This window comes from Acinetobacter sp. ANC 4805 (genome assembly GCF_022549495.1).
Taxonomy (GTDB): Bacteria; Pseudomonadota; Gammaproteobacteria; order Pseudomonadales; family Moraxellaceae; genus Acinetobacter.
The window spans coordinates 383,475-399,463 of the sequence record NZ_JAKZGD010000002.1; the positions used below are offsets into that span (position 1 = coordinate 383,475).

A 15,989-nucleotide genomic window follows, 5' to 3' on the forward strand; every position below is an offset into this window, starting at 1 on the left:
CCTCTGATTTACCCCTATGTTTTCAGGAGGATGACATGTCCTAAGATGATGCTTTTCTGACCTTATCTGCACTTATTGAATGCATTTAAAAGAGCGTATAACTAAAGAATAAATCATGATGAGTGAAGCATATTCACCATAAAGGAGAACAAGCTATGAATGCGAAAGTCAATATCTCAAATCGAGCTGGTGCTAGTTTTCCTGTACGCCGAATGGATTTTGAATTTGGTGAAGTGCCGCGCTATTGGGCAAATGGTGATGCTGCTTTAACACATTTTATGACCGCACTTTCAGCTTTGTTTCCAGAAGGTGAGCAATTCTTTGTGAATAGTACCCGTGCAGTTCGTAATGATCCGAAACTTACTGATCCTCGGTTACAGAAAGAAATTAGTGCTTTTATTGGTCAGGAAGCGATGCATTCTAAAGAGCATTTGGCATTCAATGCAGCTGCTCAAGCTTATGGTTATGATGTGCGTAAATTGGAAGCACAAACGGGTAAAGTCATTCAATATGGTGTTGCTGTAAGTGCTAGATTATTAAAGCCGTTTGGTTTTACCAAAGAAATGATTGGTTTAACGGGAACTTGTGCTTTAGAACACTTTACTTCAACCATTGCTGAAGAATTGCTGAGTAATCCTAATATTCAATCCATGTTCATGGATGAGACGATGTATCACTTATGGATGTGGCATGCCGTTGAAGAAAATGAGCATAAAGCAGTGGCTTTTGATGTGTATGAAGCCATGTATGGGCAAGGGCTTAAAGCCTATTTTATGCGTTCATTAGCTTTAGTCATTGCAATGGGCTTAATCTTTATTACGCAGTCCTATTTCACCGCAACCCTGTTAAAAACCGATGGTAAATTGACATGGCGTGATACCAAATACATGCTCAGTTTTATGTATGGTTATAAAGGTTTTATGACACGTCAGATTCCAACCTTGTTGGCATTTTTAAGACCTAAATTTCATCCAAATGATGATGATACAACTGCATTATTGAATAAATGGCGTGCCGAATTGGGCTTCAATCTTAGTTAATTCAAATGGGTAATCAGAATTTCCCATTTTCTTATTCAAATTTTGTATCGAATTACTGATAATCTACAGCAATATTTTATAAGAGTAGTAGACCGTGATTCGATTGATGCAAGAAAGCGATTTAGATAGCATTGTTGCAATTGAGCGTTTAGTGCAAACACATCCTTGGTCGAAGCAACAGTTTCAAGAATCTTTAGCCTCGTATCAATGCACTGTGTATGAGCAAGCCAATCAGGTGGTTGGTTTCTGTATTTTGCAGCCTGTTTTGGATGAAGCCAATTTATTATTGATGGCAATTCATCCAAAGCAACAGGGGAAGGGGCTAGGATATATATTATTGGATCATTCAATCCAACAATTAAAAAATAATCCAATACAGATTTTTTTAGAAGTACGTGAAAGTAATACAGCAGCTATTCGGTTGTATGAAAAGACAGATTTTCATCAAATTGATTTACGCAAAAATTATTATCCAAACCCCGATGGTTCAAGAGAGCATGCAGTGATTATGGTCAAAACATGCACTGATGATTTTGCAGCACTTTTTAGCTAATAACTTAGAGGGCAAGGAATTAAGTATATGAACAAGTCTGGTCATTTCTTTTTAATTTGTTATGAAAAATCTCAAAATACTTAAAATTTTGGTGGGTTGATTTTATTTTGAGCGTTTGATTCATTATTTTAAATAAATAGTTTGCCAATTCGAATTTTTATTTATATGATAGCCGCCATTGGAAGCGTGGCAGAGCGGTTTAATGCACCGGTCTTGAAAACCGACGAGGGTGTGAGTCCTCCGTGAGTTCGAATCTCACCGCTTCCGCCAAATATCTAAATAAGCCCTTGTTTTTACAAGGGCTTATTTTTTGTCTGTGTATTTACCCCTCAACCTACCCCTCATCAAACTTTGGATTTAATTACATTGGATAGGACTCTAGAGGGCTACTTGGGAATTTGACATTCCCAAGTTTGAAATTCCTGTGGTTGGCTAAAAACTTGATTTAGTAACTGTCTTCAGCTTATAGCAAAGTCGTGGTAAATAATGGTTTTATATACTTTGATTCATAGTAGTAATGATTCAAAGGATAGAGCATATATTTAAAAAATACTTTCCATTCCTCGAAATTGACTTCATTAAAATTGTTACTTTTAGCGAATAGTTCAAAGCGTTTATTAAGCAAGTTATTGGCAAAGGTGATAAGTTGAATTGAATCTTTTTCGTATATATCGCGAAATTGACCTAAATCAATATTGAAGTTAGCTTCTGCATTTGGTTTAGCGTAAACAAGAATATTGACGTAACATTGACCTGTCATCGTTCGCTGAATTCGGCTTTGAATGCATAAGATATGGTCCAAATTAATTTGACGAATGTGATTGATGAAATTTTGATGTAATCGTTTCGCTGTTTGATCTAGTAGTCTTACGTCACAGCCTTGGGCATTAATCTCATGGTAAATTTTAAAACTAATGCGTGAGACTAGTACTGAATTGTACTGTCTTAATAGTCGACCAAGATGACGAGTATTTTCTTGGCATTGTTTAGTAATCAATGTCTTTCTTTTCTTCTCCTGTGATTTAAATTCATTGCTGTTTGCTAAACCACGAAGGCTATTCCAAATTCCTGTGTAATAATTATCGAATGAGTGAGAAAGTTGAGGATCAAGCGACCTAAGGCAAGTGGGAGGCATTAAACGATGAAGTTGTTTTACTTCCATGATATTGCTGATAAGTGACTTCATAAGCGGTGAAATACTTTGTGAGGTGTTTAAGCCATTCAGCAATCCAAAAGTATGCTGATTGTCTAAAAGGAAGCATAAGCTCCCATAAAAATTGTAGTAATCAACAGTAGCCTCAAGACAGTGTTTACCATGTTTAAAGGGCTTTGACTTAGCTAATACCATTTTTCGCACTGTGGTCATCAAGTTTTCAATGATCTCATAGTACTGTAAGTTTTCGCGCCCACCGATGAGCTCTAAGGCATCGTATTTCGCAAATTGATTCAGCATCTCTGACATAGGTTGTACTCCATACAATAAGAATTAAGATGTTGTAGTTGATTCAATGTGTTTAGATATTTCGATCTCATAAAGAGAGTCGTGTCTAGGACGGCCTATAGGCTTGTCGTTAGATCTTGGAATGGCACTGGTCTGGAATGCTCGAAGGACTTCAATTTCAGATAAATGTTTATCGATAATGAATTGGTCTTGTTTGCAGATGTAAACCAAGACCTGATCTAGGTTATCGAACATGGCTTGATCGGTATGCTTAGCCATGCCAATAGCGAGGTTGCGGTAGTTCAATTTGTTACGGTTACAGTTGAAATAAAAACCTTGCTCCTGAGTGAATTCGCACCAATAAGATCCAATCTGTTCAGCGTAATAAGCATCGTTTTGATACTTGTTACCATTAAGGAAAAACAGACAGTGGTAGTGATAACCTTTCTGCTGACCAAACTCTAACTTCCAGATATAGCCAACAATTTGGGGTAAAGCGGGGTTATGATGAAATCGCTTCAAAAAAGCACTTAATGTGGTCTTAAGTTTCTTTAGGTTCAGTTCATCAAGATTCTGATTCTTCCAGCAAAGATCAACACGTAAAATGAGCAATTTGCTGTATTTAGCTCGAAGTGCATCTACCAAACGTTTAGCGCGTTCATACTGATGTTTGGCTTTTCTTTGGCGCTCTGCTTGTTTCTGCTTGAACGAGGGATCATTCAAGTATTTAGATAGTGCATAGACCAAATCGTTAACTAATTCAGCCCACTCTTTTTGAGAAACAACATTTCCATCTTTATCTAGCTTGAAGTACGTATATGGAGGCTGTCTTTGCCAGAAGGCATACTCATCGTAACCTTGTAAGTAAGGTTCAACAGCGTCTTTGAATGCTTTCGAGAAAACTTGGCGATGTTCACAATCAAACCTTGGGGGTTGTTGTACCTCCATGAAGGGTGCCATTCTTTTTAACAGATCATCTAATTTTTTATCACAAACACGTTTAATACGTTTCAGCTCATTGAGTTGATAAAGCTGGTGAATGTCGTTATTGATGATATGGATACAGATAGGGATAGCGCTGAAGCACTGATCAATTTCTGGATTGGAAACGATGGTAAAACTATTCTCGGACTGCTCAACAGTGAGCTCGGTATAGTTTCTGGGATAGGTATCATCAATTTTCATATTGAATCACTTAGGTTGGTTATAGACAGCAGTGCTGTCTAACTACTTGCTTAGTACTTATAAGTTCTTTAATTAATTGATTAAATAGAGATTTAATTAAATTAAAAAACCTAAAGTCACGTTTTAGGCATGCAGCGATTTAAAGGGACAATTTTTGAAACTGTCCCTCGGTAATTACGGTAAAAGTGCGGGTTAAGGTGCGATGAAAGTTATGTCAGTGCACGAGTACCAGGACGTGTAAGTACCCAATGGTCTATCTCATCCTCAAGCCAAGCCACACTTTGTGAACCAAGCTTTCGTGGAACAGGAAACTCGGGGTCAAACCGTTTCGATTTGACATCAAGTTTTGCGTAAATGGTTGAGCGACTAAGCTGACACTTGGCGATGACCTCTTTTAGTTTGAGCATTTTAATGCTGCGGATATTTGTAGCGGGTTGTTGATATTGCATGAGTTTTTACTCCAGTTAGTCTAAAAAATCGTTGAAATTAGATTTAACTGGAACTAAGGTGTAAAGACCATTAGTTACTTTGTTACACCTATGAGTTCAAACCGTGAAAAGATAAAAAAACTCTTTGACTACGTAATGAGGCTTGTTGTCATGTACTCATTTGTGCGAGAAAAAATTAAGCATGAGTGCTCTGACGACTGTGAATTTTTTCAAGAAGTTGATCGGATCATCGTCGAGAGAACAAATAAGTATTATTTGAGTAACATAGAAGAGAAAGCGAATGATTGGGTAAAATCTGGGTATATAAATGAATATGAAAAAGAGCAAAAAATACAAGAATGTATAAATAAATTTCGGCAGTATTATTGGAATTATTATCAATTTAATTTTTTACCAAATGACGGGTTATTTTTTGAAGAACTCAAAATAAAACCTGAGCTCATAGGTCACCAATTCAAAGACATACATCGGATTTTAGTTAACCAGTTTGGTGAGATAGAATTAGGTCGGCGTAGTGCATTCAGAAGAAGTTATAATATTTATTCGCTAATATTTGAAAACAATTTTGATGAGATTTTTTTTAAATATCATCAGCTTGATCAAGCTTTAAAAAATCCACCCAAAGAATTCAATTTTCTAAATGAGTTTATAGGATTGATTGAGCTTTTGCCCTATTACTCACCTTATTTCATTCCTTCGATTACTGAACTCGAAAGTTACAAAAATTCAGTTCAAGAAAAAAGACATTTTTCAGCAAGATATTCACCAGTTGTAAAAGGTCAAACTTATGAAACAGCTTACCTAGACTTGAACCATAAGCCGATTGCTTTGATTGATTCGATTCTACAATTTATTTTTCAGCATACGCAGCATTTAATTAAGTGGCATTATTTCGGTGAAAATATTGATCATGAAATGAATGATGAAGAACGTCAGCAACGGATTCGATTGAGAGAAAATGAAGATTGTGAACAGCTAGAGCAAATTGCTAAAATTTTAGAGGCTATGTTTTCCGCATTACCTCGCAATCAAAAGTTGGTTTATAGTTTTGCTAAAAAGAAGAATTCTACAAAATCTGCAATGACCAGTTTGATGTTTCATAATTTCAAATTGAATTTTGACAATCACTCGATGACAGCAGAAGACGAAACCTCAAAAAAAATAAAATCATCCGATGCTTCTGCACATGACTTATATGTGGATTTTTTTAAATATTTAGAAAGGGAATTTTGCAGAAGAGGGTTGCCTGTCGGCACGAATAAAGAAGGTAAAATCGATACTTTTAAGATGGTTTTTAAACGGAGTGATGAGGTGTTGATCAACGGTGCTAGCTTTAGGGTGAACTATATCAACCACATGAAAAAATTCATTGTTTCTGAATAGTTGAGATAACTTTCACATGGGGTATATAGGCTCAAAATATAGGTGCCATGTATTTTTTCTTGGCTCTAGTTCATCGCATTGTGTATAGCAAAAAAGATGTGTAATTAAAAAACTGAATTACACATCCTATGTACTGCTTTATTGAATACGATAAGCATAAGTACCATTGGCGGTAGTGACACTGACTTCACGAATATACTCAGCCTTGCAGCGTGGATAGGCGAGCGCAACTGAGCCATAACGCATGTTGCTATAGTCGTACATTCTGGTTACCCCACAATTACCTCGATTGACTTGAATGCCTGTGATGGTTGTAGGTGCATCATTGAGTGAGATGACATCGATCTTATCGATATAACCATTCATTGTGCCTTGAGATTCAGCACGATAGACTTTGATGTCAAACTCTTCTTGTACAGGTCGATTCTCAGCAATCGGATCTTGAGTGGGTTCAACAGATTCTTGTTCGCCAGAATCCGCTTGAGGCACACTCACTTCTAACTCACTTAGATCAGTCTCAAGAATACGTTTGGTTTCTGGGTCAACGTCTATTTGATCTTGTTGACCAGCTTTATTCTGTTCAGCTTTGTGCGAAGGGCTACATCCACTCAGCAAAGATAGCAACAAAGCTGAAAGTAGTATGGGCTTCATGTTCGGCATGACAAGCTCCTAAAATATTTTCTGCTCTTTAATCCCTAGGACTTTGATATTTTGCGTTGACCAAGAAAATGGATCGAAGAGCAGAAGTTAAACCTAATGAATCTGATGTCTATCGAGTTGACTTATTCTCAAGATAGAGCAGAACAGCCATACCTTGTGCATAGATACGCTCATCTGCCTTGGAACTACTCCCGCCTTTGAAAAACACAGCATCACCTACATTTGCTAAAGCAATCGCGCGATCAGAATTTAGAGTGAAGCCTTTCCAGAGACCATAACCATCGCCATCTTTGGCATAAGATTTGACATTGATGCCATCAAGCTTGAAGTTGTTCGGGATAGATTGCCAATCTTTGGCTAAGGCGTAAAAGGCATTGCATTTGCTATTACCTTTACAGCGTTGCACTTGTGGTGCTGATTGAGGGTTGCTGTAGACTTTAGTCATGCTTCCTACATCCGCATGACCCAGTGTTGCTCCGAGCAGTCCGATAATGAGTGACCCAGCTTGTAAAAAATGATTGATATGTTTGTTCATAAAAAGAATCCTAATTATTGTTGTTGAATCAGTTATTGGTTTATTACGGTTAATTGAACATTGAGATCGGCCAGACAATGGCTTTACCCAAGTTATAGGCATAACTACGATCTGCTGTGGCACTGCAACTTTTTAAGTAGGCTGAGAACAGCAGGGCAATCACGATATAAATCCCGATCAGATAATGTTTGATTTGCATGCTGTACTCCTAACGTGACTGACAGGCTTGAGCAGCACGAAGCATTTGCTCAGTAAAATCTTGAGGAAGATCGAGTTGACTCACATTTTGTTGACCAAGTTTTTCCATTATTTGCGGTGAATAATGTGCTTCCAACTTGTCATAGACACAGGAGCAGGTTGAACGATCAGTTCCACCAGACTGACAGCCTGCATTAAAGTCACGTTTAGATTTACTTTCACAACCAGCCATAGAAATAGCAGCCAGCAGTGCAATGCCGATAAAGGGCAGATGATAAAAAAGAGACATGATGATTCTCGTCATTAAAAGAGGATGATCGATGTCTGAAAATAAGATCGGTGTAATATGATCCGAAGATTGAATCTACTCTTGGGGTGGTTTATTCCAACCTGCTAATGCCATCAAGATATAGAACAAGATCACCAAGGCCACAAAACCGAGAAAAGCAGGGCCGAGCCAGATCGTTACACCAATAATTAAAATCAGACGCGCAAAAATCTTCACAGCCGAAGCAAAGAAATGCCGTACGACTTAAATGAACGAGAGGGAATTGGAATACAGCTAAATGCTAAAAAAGAAACAGTCATGATTGACTCCTTTGGCTACGAAAGAAGTTTCACCACATCACTGCTAAATAATGGTGGCGAAACGAAAAGGGGTTAGCAGACTGATAGCCAAAGGATCAGCACACCCGAAGGTGTCCCCCTCCCGTTCCGCCGCAGAGGGGGAGACGCAGGGTCGCCCACCAAAAAGTTAGACTTTTTAGTGTGCTTTGGCTGAACGGTCTGCTAAAACCGACTGACGATGTAGGTCAGCAAGCTCATCATAATCATAACGATTTCATAGGTCAATTCGATTTGTCCTGCTGTTTTGTACAACTCAGTAAAAAATGAACAAGCATACGATTCCAAAATATTTCAAATACATATTACTGAAATGAACTAACGCCAAGCAGCGCCCTAGTGATGCCTGCAACAACGTTTTAAACAATCATTTCAAATATTGGAGAACGACTATGTCGTATTTGGATACAGAAGAAGAATCGTATAGCCCTCGCTTTCGAGAACCACAACCCTTGCAACTCAGTCTTGCTAGTGCTCCCACCACTTTAGCAGTTTTGGGTATGAGCTTAGCCAAGTCGATGGGCTTTTCACCGATGCTCGGTGGTGTGGCAGGCGCAGCCTTGGGTGGGGTGATTCTGGTATTGGCGGATCAAACCCGTTCTAACATCAGCACGCATAAATACTGAACAAGACATTAATTACAGCAGCATTAAAGGACAGATCTTATGGCACATTTAGTTGAAACAATGGCATTCGTTGGACAAACCCCTTGGCATGGACTCGGTAATCAACTCACACCGAATCAACCATTAGAAGTTTGGGCACAGCAGGCAGGCATGGATTGGCGGATTGAATCTTCAGATGTCAGTTACATGGCTCAGAACCATCGGGGGCAAAACATTATTATGCCCTTTGAAGAACAGCGCGTACTTTATCGTTCCGATACACATGCACCCTTGTCGGTGGTGAGCCAACGCTTTCAGGAAGTGCAGCCGATGGAAATTCTACATTTCTACAAAGACCTAACTGAACAGTCAGGCTTTGAACTGGAAACCGCAGGTGTACTCAAAGGTGGCAAGAAATTCTGGGCATTGGCACGAACAGGACAGACTTCAGCCCTCAAGGGCAAAGATGTCAGTAATGGCTACATTTTATTGGCTACCGCCTGTGATGGCACACTTGCTACCACAGCCCAATTCACCAGTATCCGCGTGGTGTGTAACAACACATTAGCGATTGCACTTAAGGGACAGAATAATAGTGCAGGTGTGGTTAAAGTCCCACATAGTACCAAGTTCGATGCGGAGAAAGTTAAACAGCAGCTGGGGATCTCAGTTCGTGCATGGGATGAACACATGTATGAAATGAAACAACTGAGTCAGCGTAAAGTGACGCAACAGGAAGCGGCAGCTTACTTTGATGCGGTATTTAACAATACTAGTCTCAGTACAGCAGAACAGGATGAAGGCATTATTCAGTTCTACCGCAATGCAGCCATGCCAAATCAAGCTGCGCCATCCAAAGCGGACAATAAAACCGAGCCGAATGGACGTGCCATGTCGAAAGTCATGACCATGTTTAACGGACATGGGCGAGGGGCTGAACTGAGTTCTGCTAAGGATACGGCGTATGGATTACTGTGTGCCATTACGGAATTCACAGATCATGAGCGTCGTGCTATGAGTACTGACCATCGACTCGATTCAGCATGGTTTGGAGCAGGAGCAGCAATCAAACAGCGAGGCTTGGAACAGGCACTTCGTATGATGGCCTAAATTCAGTTTCAATTAAGCCGCTTCCATTAGCCTAAGCATACGGTAACACTGTAGAAGCACAGTGACACTTTTTGCCACATCTCCCCTGATGTGGTTTTTTTATGCCATAAATATGTACTAAGCTCTTCATAGTTATAGAAAAATATAGATTTGTGATTGAAATCGGATCAATTTTCTATAATGATAACTGTTATTCACTTGGTCATTTATTCTAGGGAGTAGATCATGATTGACGTGCAATATTCTAAAAATGTCTCAATTCAACAGTTAGCCGATGATGCATTCGTATTAAGGATCAATGATGCAAAAGTCTATCAATACTTGCTCACCCAGTGTGGCAAGACCTTTGGTTGGGAACGCTCCATCCAAAAGTCACAAAGCTTTTTAAATAGAGATATTGAATATCAGATCAATGTATCCGATTTGGCTTTAGAGCACTTTGGCAAAGACTTTTTTATGTTAGAACCCGAGTTGCTCAATAATATCGCCAAAAGTTAGATGTTCAACCGAGAGAGGACGTATTTAGGATAAATACATCCTCAAAATCAAGATTCACTTTTTTGCCACATTTCCCCAAATGTGGCTTTTTTTATGCCCAAAATTCAGCTTTTACGATTTTACTGATACAGGAATATTTCTAATGAATATGAATACTCAAATTCAAAACACTTTAAATCATCCACCGTTACAACCTTATTCACCCAATTTAAATCAATCCACTCAACAGGTTGAAGTCGGAACTCGAAACAAACGTGACCGACCGAATACGCAACCACGCAAAACCAAAGCTCCTGTAGCGAAACGTCTTGCTAATACTAAACAGATGAATTACCAGCAATGGTTAGAAGTCCGAAAACAGGGCATTGGCAGTAGTGATGCTGCTACGGCATGTGGACTGAATCCTTATATGTCGATGCTAGAACTATGGATGATCAAAACAGGTCGGATGCAACAGAACATCGAGGATGAAAGTGCAGGCTACGCACCTTTGTACTGGGGCAAGCAGTTAGAACCCTTGGTGGCGGAATACTACAGCATGCACACGAATAATAAGGTGCGTCGAGTCAATGCAGTGCTACAGCATCCCGATGAAGATAAATATTTTATGTTGGCGAATTTGGATTATGCCGTGGTGGGCAATGATGAAGTTCAAATCTTGGAATGTAAAACCGTAGGTGAATATGGTGCAAAATTATGGCGAGATGGTGTGCCTTTATATGTGCTCTGCCAAGTCCAACATCAACTGGCGGTGACAGGTAAACAGGCAGCGCATATCTGTGCCTTGATTTGTGGACATGAAACTAAAATCTATAAGGTGACACGTAACGAAACCGTGATTCAGCACATCATTAATGCCGAACGCCACTTCTGGCAATGTGTCGAAACAGGCATTCCGCCAAGTGTCGATGCCTCTGATTCAGCAGCTAAAGCCTTGCAGCAACTTTACCCAGCACAAACGCCATTACTGGTGGAAGATCTCACTCAAAATGAACAAGCCAACTATCTATTTAACCAGTTGTTAGAAGAACGACAGAAGGTTGAACAACACCAACAGTATTTCGATGAACTCAAACATCAATTACAAATGATGATGAAAGAGGCAGAACGAGCAGTGTTTACGGGCGGTTCTGTCACTTGGAAGAAATCACAGGATTCCATCAGCCTAGACAGCAAATCCTTACTGAAACAACATCCTGAATACCTGCAACAGTTTCCGCAAACCAAAGTAGGCACACGGCGCTTTCAGATTTATCCGAATGGTGGATAAGAGAGATACCGAAATCCACTACCCAAATCAACAGATCCCATACCTCAACAGGTATGGGATTTTTTATGCCCTAAATTTTATTGAACCCATTCAATACTTATTTATTTATCTATATAGAGGACACCACCATGATTAAAGGTTTAGCAATTACACCACCCGTTTTAGGTCGTATCAGCATTGGTAAGATCATCGAAAAGAATGGCAAACGACTGCCTGAAAAGGACGATCAATTTACCATTACTAGCCAAATCCAGAACAAGGATGGTTGGGTTAAACATCCACTGGATGAACAGTTACGTGCTAAAGCACCGAATCAAAACCAAAAACTCAGAAGCATTCCAGTCCGTATGATCTTCAATGACCCTGAACTGAATCTTCGGGCAGAGTACAGTCTATTTGATCGACAAACAGGACGATTAATTTGTTCAGGAAATGGGGAAAGCTGTCAGCGACTTGGACAAAATGGCATTGAACAACATCCATGTCCATCCCCTGATTTATGTCCATTGGCTCAAGGCGGCTTATGCAAACCCTATGGCAGACTCTACGTCAATTTAGATGAATCAGATGAGTTTGGCACATTCATCTTTAGAACTACAGGTTTTAACAGCATCCGCACTTTGGCAGCTCGACTTCGTTACTATCACGCAGCATCGGGTGACTTACTTTCTTGTTTGCCATTGCAGCTCACTTTACGAGGTAAAAGTACAACACAAAGTTACCGTACCCCGATCTACTACGTGGATTTAACTTTACGTGATGGCACAAACCTGAAAGATGCGATTAGTTCAGCCAAGCAGATCGATGAACAAAGCAAAGCAGCAGGATTTTATCAGGAGGCATTGGATCATGTGGCACGGCAGGGTTATGGCAATGCACGATTTGAGGTGGGAGGTGAAGAGGGTTTGGATATTGTTGATGAGTTTTACAGCGATGAATCTAAAACAGAGCATCAGCAAACGCATGATCTCACTCATGTTCAAGATCTTCAGAAAGGGTTGCAGGGGAGTGTACAGGCTTTGAATTAGCTGAAGCCCAGTGAAATTTTACTGGAAATACCTATCATCTGAGCGAATCCCCGCTCGCATCAATGATTAGGAGAAATCATCATGAATGCGTTCACAGGTCAAACTTTTCAGATGAATCAAATATTGAATCTCAAAGATGTCATGCAAATCAAAAGATTAGGTCGTGCAACAACTTACAATATGCTCGATCCTAAAAATGTTAGTTATGATTCTACGTTTCCTAAACAAATTAAGCTATCTTCAAATCGAGTGGGTTGGCTAGCTGTAGAGATCATATCTGGATTGAATCCAAAATAGCCCAAAGATAAAAGAGAGTTTTTTTAACTCTCTTTTTTTATGTTGAAAATTAAACTTTAACAACAAAAGAATAAGGTTCTTCATTCAGATTGCTATCCATTAGAATTGCATCAAAAGATATGTTTGCTAATAATGATTTGAGATTATGATGCATTTTTAATGCATCTGAAGAAAGATTAATAAGAATTACTCGATTAGCTGGATCTATAGTAAATTCAATAGTTTGATTGATTACACCTACGTTATTGTTATGAAGTAGTTTTGTAAGTTGTTCAGTAAGTTGATTAATTTTAATTTCTTCTTCACTTGATCGGGGGGCTTTAGAGACATGAATTAAAGAAGAATAACGTTCAAAATCCTTTGGTGTGTCAATAACTTCAACTTTGTAAAAACTGAATGAGTCAGTTTCTAATTTTAAAGAAGATAATTGGTTCTTTTCTAAGAAGTCAGTTTCCATCGGTTTGATATTTGACTGATAAAGATTTGATACGTCTTTTGCTTCTTTTATAGCTTTTTTTGCTCTATTTTGTGCATCCAAGAGCGGGTCATAAGTATGTTCAATTTTTGATGAATTTAAATGCTCATCGATACTAAAGAAATCTGGTACTTGATTTTCTGTTGATGTATTTGCTGGTACTGTACTATTAAATATTGTTTCACTGATTGGTTGAGGTTGAGGTTGAGGTTGAGGTTGAGGTTGAGGTTGAGGTTGAGGTTGAGGTTGAGGTTGAGGTTGAGGTTGATCGATTGTTGCTGTTGTTTGGGAATCTTTTGAAGACAAAAACATTGCATCTTTATGATTTACACTTGATGCCGAAATTAACGTAATCTTTATATTTGAAGTTATATGATCGTTTTTTTCAACTGCAAAATTTAAAAGTAGGATTACAATAAAAACATGCATGATAATGCTAAAGAGAAATGCGCTCTGTGAAATATTGAGTTTATTTTGAGACAACATATTTTTCTCCTCAGCATTTATCGCTCAGGTCAGAATAAATAGCGGAAGGTCATTCTGAGGTTTCTTCCCTCAGTAGGATGGATATGCCTATCATAAATTCCTTCACGTTCTGAAGAGTTAGGTGAGCATGTAGGCTCACTGAGATCTTGACGAGCGCATGATGCATAGTAGTATTCGATATCATTCGTTTTTTGATCGAACACATTAAAGAGTTCAACTTGTGCTAGAAAGTTTTTATTAAATTGATAGCTGCCTTGTAAGTTAACTAAAGTTGATGAATCGGAACGAACTGAGTTATCCTCAATCAAAGGGCGAGAACCAAAGTAGCGTAAACGTCCTCCAAAATTAATTTGGTCATTCAGTTTATAAGTAAATCCAGCAGCTATGGTCTTTTCTATTGCCCCAGGAATATGATTTCCTTCCGAATTTTCATTTTTAAATCTTGCTTTTGACCAAGCCAGATCTAGATCGATAATCCAAGCATCTGTTGGTTGATAGAATTGTGAAATTTCGATACCTTGTCTTTTACTTGGTCTACTTGCTTCTGTCGTACCAGCATCGCCGATGAATACCAGTTCTGAATCTGAATCAAGTTGCCATAGAGCTATTGTTGATGTGAGTTCAGGTACAAGTTTTGCTCTTAATCCCAGTTCTGAATTTATTGTTCTTACCAATGGAGAAACGGGGAGAGTTGGTTTTAAATAGTTACTATCACGAGGGTCAATGTTTAAGTGAGTTGTAGTTCCTCTTGCATCATTGCTATGAAAGCCATATGCATAATTAATGTAATACTCAATATTCTCCCACGGACCTAAAATTATGCTCATTTTAGGGCTGAAAATATGATCAGTTTTATGACCACTATTTTCTTCTTTATCAGAATTTACATCAAAAGAATAAAAATCACCACGAACGCCTAAAATAGTTTTTAGCCAAGGTTGCCATGTCGTTTGATTTTGTCCCCATAGACCGATAGACAATTGCTTTACATCATCATTTCTTATAGTGTTGAAACGCTGCCGATTTTGTGTCTGGTAAAGACCTAAGTTATTAATATAATCATACCTAAGAGATGATCCAAACGAGTTTAAAAGCTCTTTGCTTGACCATTCACTTAATAAACCTTTTTGAAATTTAAATCCAAGTGTTGTCCGTTCTTCAGCTTGCTCAAACTGGTCTCCATGGACTGGATCATTTAAAAAATAACTAAAGTCAGAAAATAGATTAAGTTTGTTATATACAGCATAAGAGGAGATTGTTGAGTATTTCGTTTTCTCATAATTTTTAGCATTATACCAAATAGCAGTCCGAGCAGACTTACCACCATCACTGTTATTTAAGCTATCAAAGCGATTAAGTTCACCGCTTTCAATCAGTCGCTCTGGAATTTGATCAGTGGCATCCCATCGTGCTTGATAATGTTGGAAGCTGATTGCTTGATTTTTATCATGGTCACCAGTGAAATATTTTAAGAATAGATTTTGTTTTGAAAGATTTTCAGGATTAACCCAAGGTCCGTCACTGTTGATGTTTTCAACTGCACCGATTAATTCCCCGTCACGAAGAACTACGTTTCCAACGGCTAAAAATCTAAGTAAATTGTGATTACCTAACGTTATTTGTGCGTAAGGATTATCTAGAGAATGGATACTCGAAATTTTTGCTGTACCTGCTGATGCAAAATCACCATCATCAATCGATACTGCTCCTTTGTGATATTGAATCGATTCAATCAGTTCGGGGATTAGAAAATTTAAGTCTGTGTAACCTTGACCGTGAGCATGACTCACCATGTTAATTGGTTGTTCATCAAATGATGTTGCAAAGTCAGTTCCATGATCTAAGTTAAAACCTCTCAGAAAATATTGATTTGCCTTACCACTACCACTGTGTTGAGTCACAATGACCCCAGGAATAGTCTCTAGAACTTCTGCTGGACGTGATAAAGGTCGAGTTTCAATTTGTTCTTTTGATATTGTTCCTTGAGATGAAGTAAATGCGACTCCAAATGCACTATCAGAATTTGATGATGCTGTTATTTTAATTGTAGGAAGTGTTGTTGTAAGTTCGCCTCCGGCATGAGTAAGCTGACCTAAATAGAAATGACTACTTCCTATCAACAAGCAATACAAAATTCTTTTTTTCATTTTTA

The 15,989-nt window shown here is 38.6% G+C and carries 18 protein-coding genes, 1 tRNA gene and 1 pseudogene; 10 read left to right on the forward strand and 10 right to left on the reverse strand.

The genetic code is table 11. The features are described from left to right. Nucleotides 1–155: 155 nt before the first annotated feature. The 3 genes from MMP60_RS04415 to MMP60_RS04425 all read left to right on the forward strand — a co-directional run bounded on the left by MMP60_RS04415 (nt 156) and on the right by MMP60_RS04425 (nt 1,863). Nucleotides 156–1,040, forward strand: a complete 885-nt coding sequence (locus MMP60_RS04415; RefSeq protein WP_241335135.1) for a metal-dependent hydrolase — start codon at nt 156–158, stop codon at nt 1,038–1,040. A gap of 94 nt (nt 1,041–1,134) precedes the next feature. After that, complete coding sequence (gene rimI, locus MMP60_RS04420) at nt 1,135–1,593, forward strand: ribosomal protein S18-alanine N-acetyltransferase (protein WP_241335136.1); 459 nt, start codon at nt 1,135–1,137, stop codon at nt 1,591–1,593. 180 nt (nt 1,594–1,773) lie between these two features. Next, nucleotides 1,774–1,863 (forward strand) — tRNA-Ser (locus tag MMP60_RS04425). Nucleotides 1,864–2,056: 193 nt separating this feature from the next. Here the strand turns inward: MMP60_RS04425 and MMP60_RS04430 are convergent. The 3 genes from MMP60_RS04430 to MMP60_RS04440 all read right to left on the reverse strand — a co-directional run bounded on the left by MMP60_RS04430 (nt 2,057) and on the right by MMP60_RS04440 (nt 4,668). After that, nucleotides 2,057–3,055, reverse strand: a complete 999-nt coding sequence (locus tag MMP60_RS04430; protein ID WP_241335137.1) for a hypothetical protein — start codon at nt 3,053–3,055, stop codon at nt 2,057–2,059. Between the two features lie 24 nt (nt 3,056–3,079). Continuing rightward, nucleotides 3,080–4,219: an inovirus-type Gp2 protein gene (locus MMP60_RS04435; protein ID WP_241335138.1), complete on the reverse strand. Its 1,140-nt coding sequence runs from the start codon at nt 4,217–4,219 to the stop codon at nt 3,080–3,082. A gap of 209 nt (nt 4,220–4,428) precedes the next feature. After that, on the reverse strand, nt 4,429–4,668 hold the full coding sequence (locus MMP60_RS04440; RefSeq protein WP_241335139.1) for an AlpA family phage regulatory protein: 240 nt from the start codon (nt 4,666–4,668) through the stop codon (nt 4,429–4,431). A gap of 90 nt (nt 4,669–4,758) precedes the next feature. On the opposite strand from MMP60_RS04440, the gene MMP60_RS04445 reads away from it, so the two are divergent. Continuing rightward, nucleotides 4,759–6,051, forward strand: a complete 1,293-nt coding sequence (locus tag MMP60_RS04445) for a hypothetical protein (RefSeq protein ID WP_241335140.1) — start codon at nt 4,759–4,761, stop codon at nt 6,049–6,051. Between the two features lie 138 nt (nt 6,052–6,189). Here the strand turns inward: MMP60_RS04445 and MMP60_RS04450 are convergent, their stop codons facing one another. The 5 genes from MMP60_RS04450 to MMP60_RS04470 form a co-directional block, all read right to left on the reverse strand. After that, nucleotides 6,190–6,711 carry a hypothetical protein gene (locus tag MMP60_RS04450; protein ID WP_241335141.1) on the reverse strand — a complete coding sequence of 174 codons (522 nt, stop codon included), beginning with the start codon at nt 6,709–6,711 and terminating at the stop codon, nt 6,190–6,192. Nucleotides 6,712–6,820: 109 nt separating this feature from the next. Further along, nucleotides 6,821–7,246, reverse strand: coding sequence for a hypothetical protein (locus tag MMP60_RS04455; RefSeq protein ID WP_241335142.1), 426 nt, complete (start codon nt 7,244–7,246; stop codon nt 6,821–6,823). A gap of 49 nt (nt 7,247–7,295) precedes the next feature. Continuing rightward, nucleotides 7,296–7,445 (reverse strand): hypothetical protein, encoded by a 150-nt coding sequence (locus MMP60_RS04460; RefSeq protein ID WP_241335143.1) that lies wholly within the window; start codon nt 7,443–7,445, stop codon nt 7,296–7,298. Nucleotides 7,446–7,454: 9 nt separating this feature from the next. Continuing rightward, the gene (locus MMP60_RS04465) at nt 7,455–7,733 is read right to left on the reverse strand and encodes a hypothetical protein (RefSeq protein WP_241335144.1); all 279 of its coding nucleotides are present in this window, start codon (nt 7,731–7,733) and stop codon (nt 7,455–7,457) included. Between the two features lie 75 nt (nt 7,734–7,808). Beyond that, nucleotides 7,809–7,949 carry a hypothetical protein gene (locus tag MMP60_RS04470; RefSeq protein WP_241335145.1) on the reverse strand — a complete coding sequence of 47 codons (141 nt, stop codon included), beginning with the start codon at nt 7,947–7,949 and terminating at the stop codon, nt 7,809–7,811. Nucleotides 7,950–8,460: 511 nt separating this feature from the next. Between MMP60_RS04470 and MMP60_RS04475 the strand changes: the two genes are divergently transcribed. From MMP60_RS04475 to MMP60_RS04500, 6 genes and pseudogenes are all read left to right on the forward strand, one after another. After that, the gene (locus tag MMP60_RS04475) at nt 8,461–8,694 is read left to right on the forward strand and encodes a hypothetical protein (protein WP_241335146.1); all 234 of its coding nucleotides are present in this window, start codon (nt 8,461–8,463) and stop codon (nt 8,692–8,694) included. A 39-nt stretch (nt 8,695–8,733) separates the two neighbouring features. After that, complete coding sequence (locus MMP60_RS04480) at nt 8,734–9,783, forward strand: DUF932 domain-containing protein (RefSeq protein ID WP_241335147.1); 1,050 nt, start codon at nt 8,734–8,736, stop codon at nt 9,781–9,783. Nucleotides 9,784–10,008: 225 nt separating this feature from the next. Further along, nucleotides 10,009–10,281, forward strand: coding sequence for a hypothetical protein (locus MMP60_RS04485; protein ID WP_241335148.1), 273 nt, complete (start codon nt 10,009–10,011; stop codon nt 10,279–10,281). 142 nt (nt 10,282–10,423) lie between these two features. Then, entirely contained in the window at nt 10,424–11,551 is a 1,128-nt protein-coding gene (locus tag MMP60_RS04490) for a lambda-exonuclease family protein (protein WP_241335149.1), read from the forward strand. A 128-nt stretch (nt 11,552–11,679) separates the two neighbouring features. Beyond that, nucleotides 11,680–12,579 carry a hydrolase or metal-binding protein gene (locus MMP60_RS04495; protein WP_241335150.1) on the forward strand — a complete coding sequence of 300 codons (900 nt, stop codon included), beginning with the start codon at nt 11,680–11,682 and terminating at the stop codon, nt 12,577–12,579. 81 nt (nt 12,580–12,660) lie between these two features. Continuing rightward, nucleotides 12,661–12,887 (forward strand): annotated as a pseudogene (locus MMP60_RS04500) (AlpA family phage regulatory protein). A gap of 38 nt (nt 12,888–12,925) precedes the next feature. Here the strand turns inward: MMP60_RS04500 and MMP60_RS04505 are convergent. Together MMP60_RS04505 and MMP60_RS04510 are read right to left on the reverse strand one after the other, a co-directional pair. Then, a complete protein-coding gene (locus MMP60_RS04505; protein WP_241335151.1) occupies nt 12,926–13,837 on the reverse strand; it encodes a hypothetical protein in 912 nt (303 codons plus the stop codon). Nucleotides 13,838–13,866: 29 nt separating this feature from the next. Further along, nucleotides 13,867–15,984, reverse strand: coding sequence for a TonB-dependent receptor (locus tag MMP60_RS04510; protein WP_241335152.1), 2,118 nt, complete (start codon nt 15,982–15,984; stop codon nt 13,867–13,869). Nucleotides 15,985–15,989 lie beyond the last annotated feature (5 nt).

Coding starts and splice junctions, on each gene's coding strand:
- MMP60_RS04475 (WP_241335146.1), top strand. CDS start 8,461: ATGTCGTATTTGGATACAGAAGAAGAATCGTATAGCCCTCGCTTTCGA.
- MMP60_RS04435 (WP_241335138.1), bottom strand. CDS start 4,219: ATGAAAATTGATGATACCTATCCCAGAAACTATACCGAGCTCACTGTT.
- MMP60_RS04495 (WP_241335150.1), top strand. CDS start 11,680: ATGATTAAAGGTTTAGCAATTACACCACCCGTTTTAGGTCGTATCAGC.
- MMP60_RS04465 (WP_241335144.1), bottom strand. CDS start 7,733: ATGTCTCTTTTTTATCATCTGCCCTTTATCGGCATTGCACTGCTGGCT.
- MMP60_RS04490 (WP_241335149.1), top strand. CDS start 10,424: ATGAATATGAATACTCAAATTCAAAACACTTTAAATCATCCACCGTTA.
- MMP60_RS04450 (WP_241335141.1), bottom strand. CDS start 6,711: ATGCCGAACATGAAGCCCATACTACTTTCAGCTTTGTTGCTATCTTTG.
- MMP60_RS04485 (WP_241335148.1), top strand. CDS start 10,009: ATGATTGACGTGCAATATTCTAAAAATGTCTCAATTCAACAGTTAGCC.
- MMP60_RS04445 (WP_241335140.1), top strand. CDS start 4,759: ATGAGTTCAAACCGTGAAAAGATAAAAAAACTCTTTGACTACGTAATG.
- MMP60_RS04460 (WP_241335143.1), bottom strand. CDS start 7,445: ATGCAAATCAAACATTATCTGATCGGGATTTATATCGTGATTGCCCTG.
- MMP60_RS04505 (WP_241335151.1), bottom strand. CDS start 13,837: ATGTTGTCTCAAAATAAACTCAATATTTCACAGAGCGCATTTCTCTTT.
- MMP60_RS04510 (WP_241335152.1), bottom strand. CDS start 15,984: ATGAAAAAAAGAATTTTGTATTGCTTGTTGATAGGAAGTAGTCATTTC.
- MMP60_RS04415 (WP_241335135.1), top strand. CDS start 156: ATGAATGCGAAAGTCAATATCTCAAATCGAGCTGGTGCTAGTTTTCCT.
- MMP60_RS04440 (WP_241335139.1), bottom strand. CDS start 4,668: ATGCAATATCAACAACCCGCTACAAATATCCGCAGCATTAAAATGCTC.
- MMP60_RS04480 (WP_241335147.1), top strand. CDS start 8,734: ATGGCACATTTAGTTGAAACAATGGCATTCGTTGGACAAACCCCTTGG.
- MMP60_RS04455 (WP_241335142.1), bottom strand. CDS start 7,246: ATGAACAAACATATCAATCATTTTTTACAAGCTGGGTCACTCATTATC.
- MMP60_RS04430 (WP_241335137.1), bottom strand. CDS start 3,055: ATGTCAGAGATGCTGAATCAATTTGCGAAATACGATGCCTTAGAGCTC.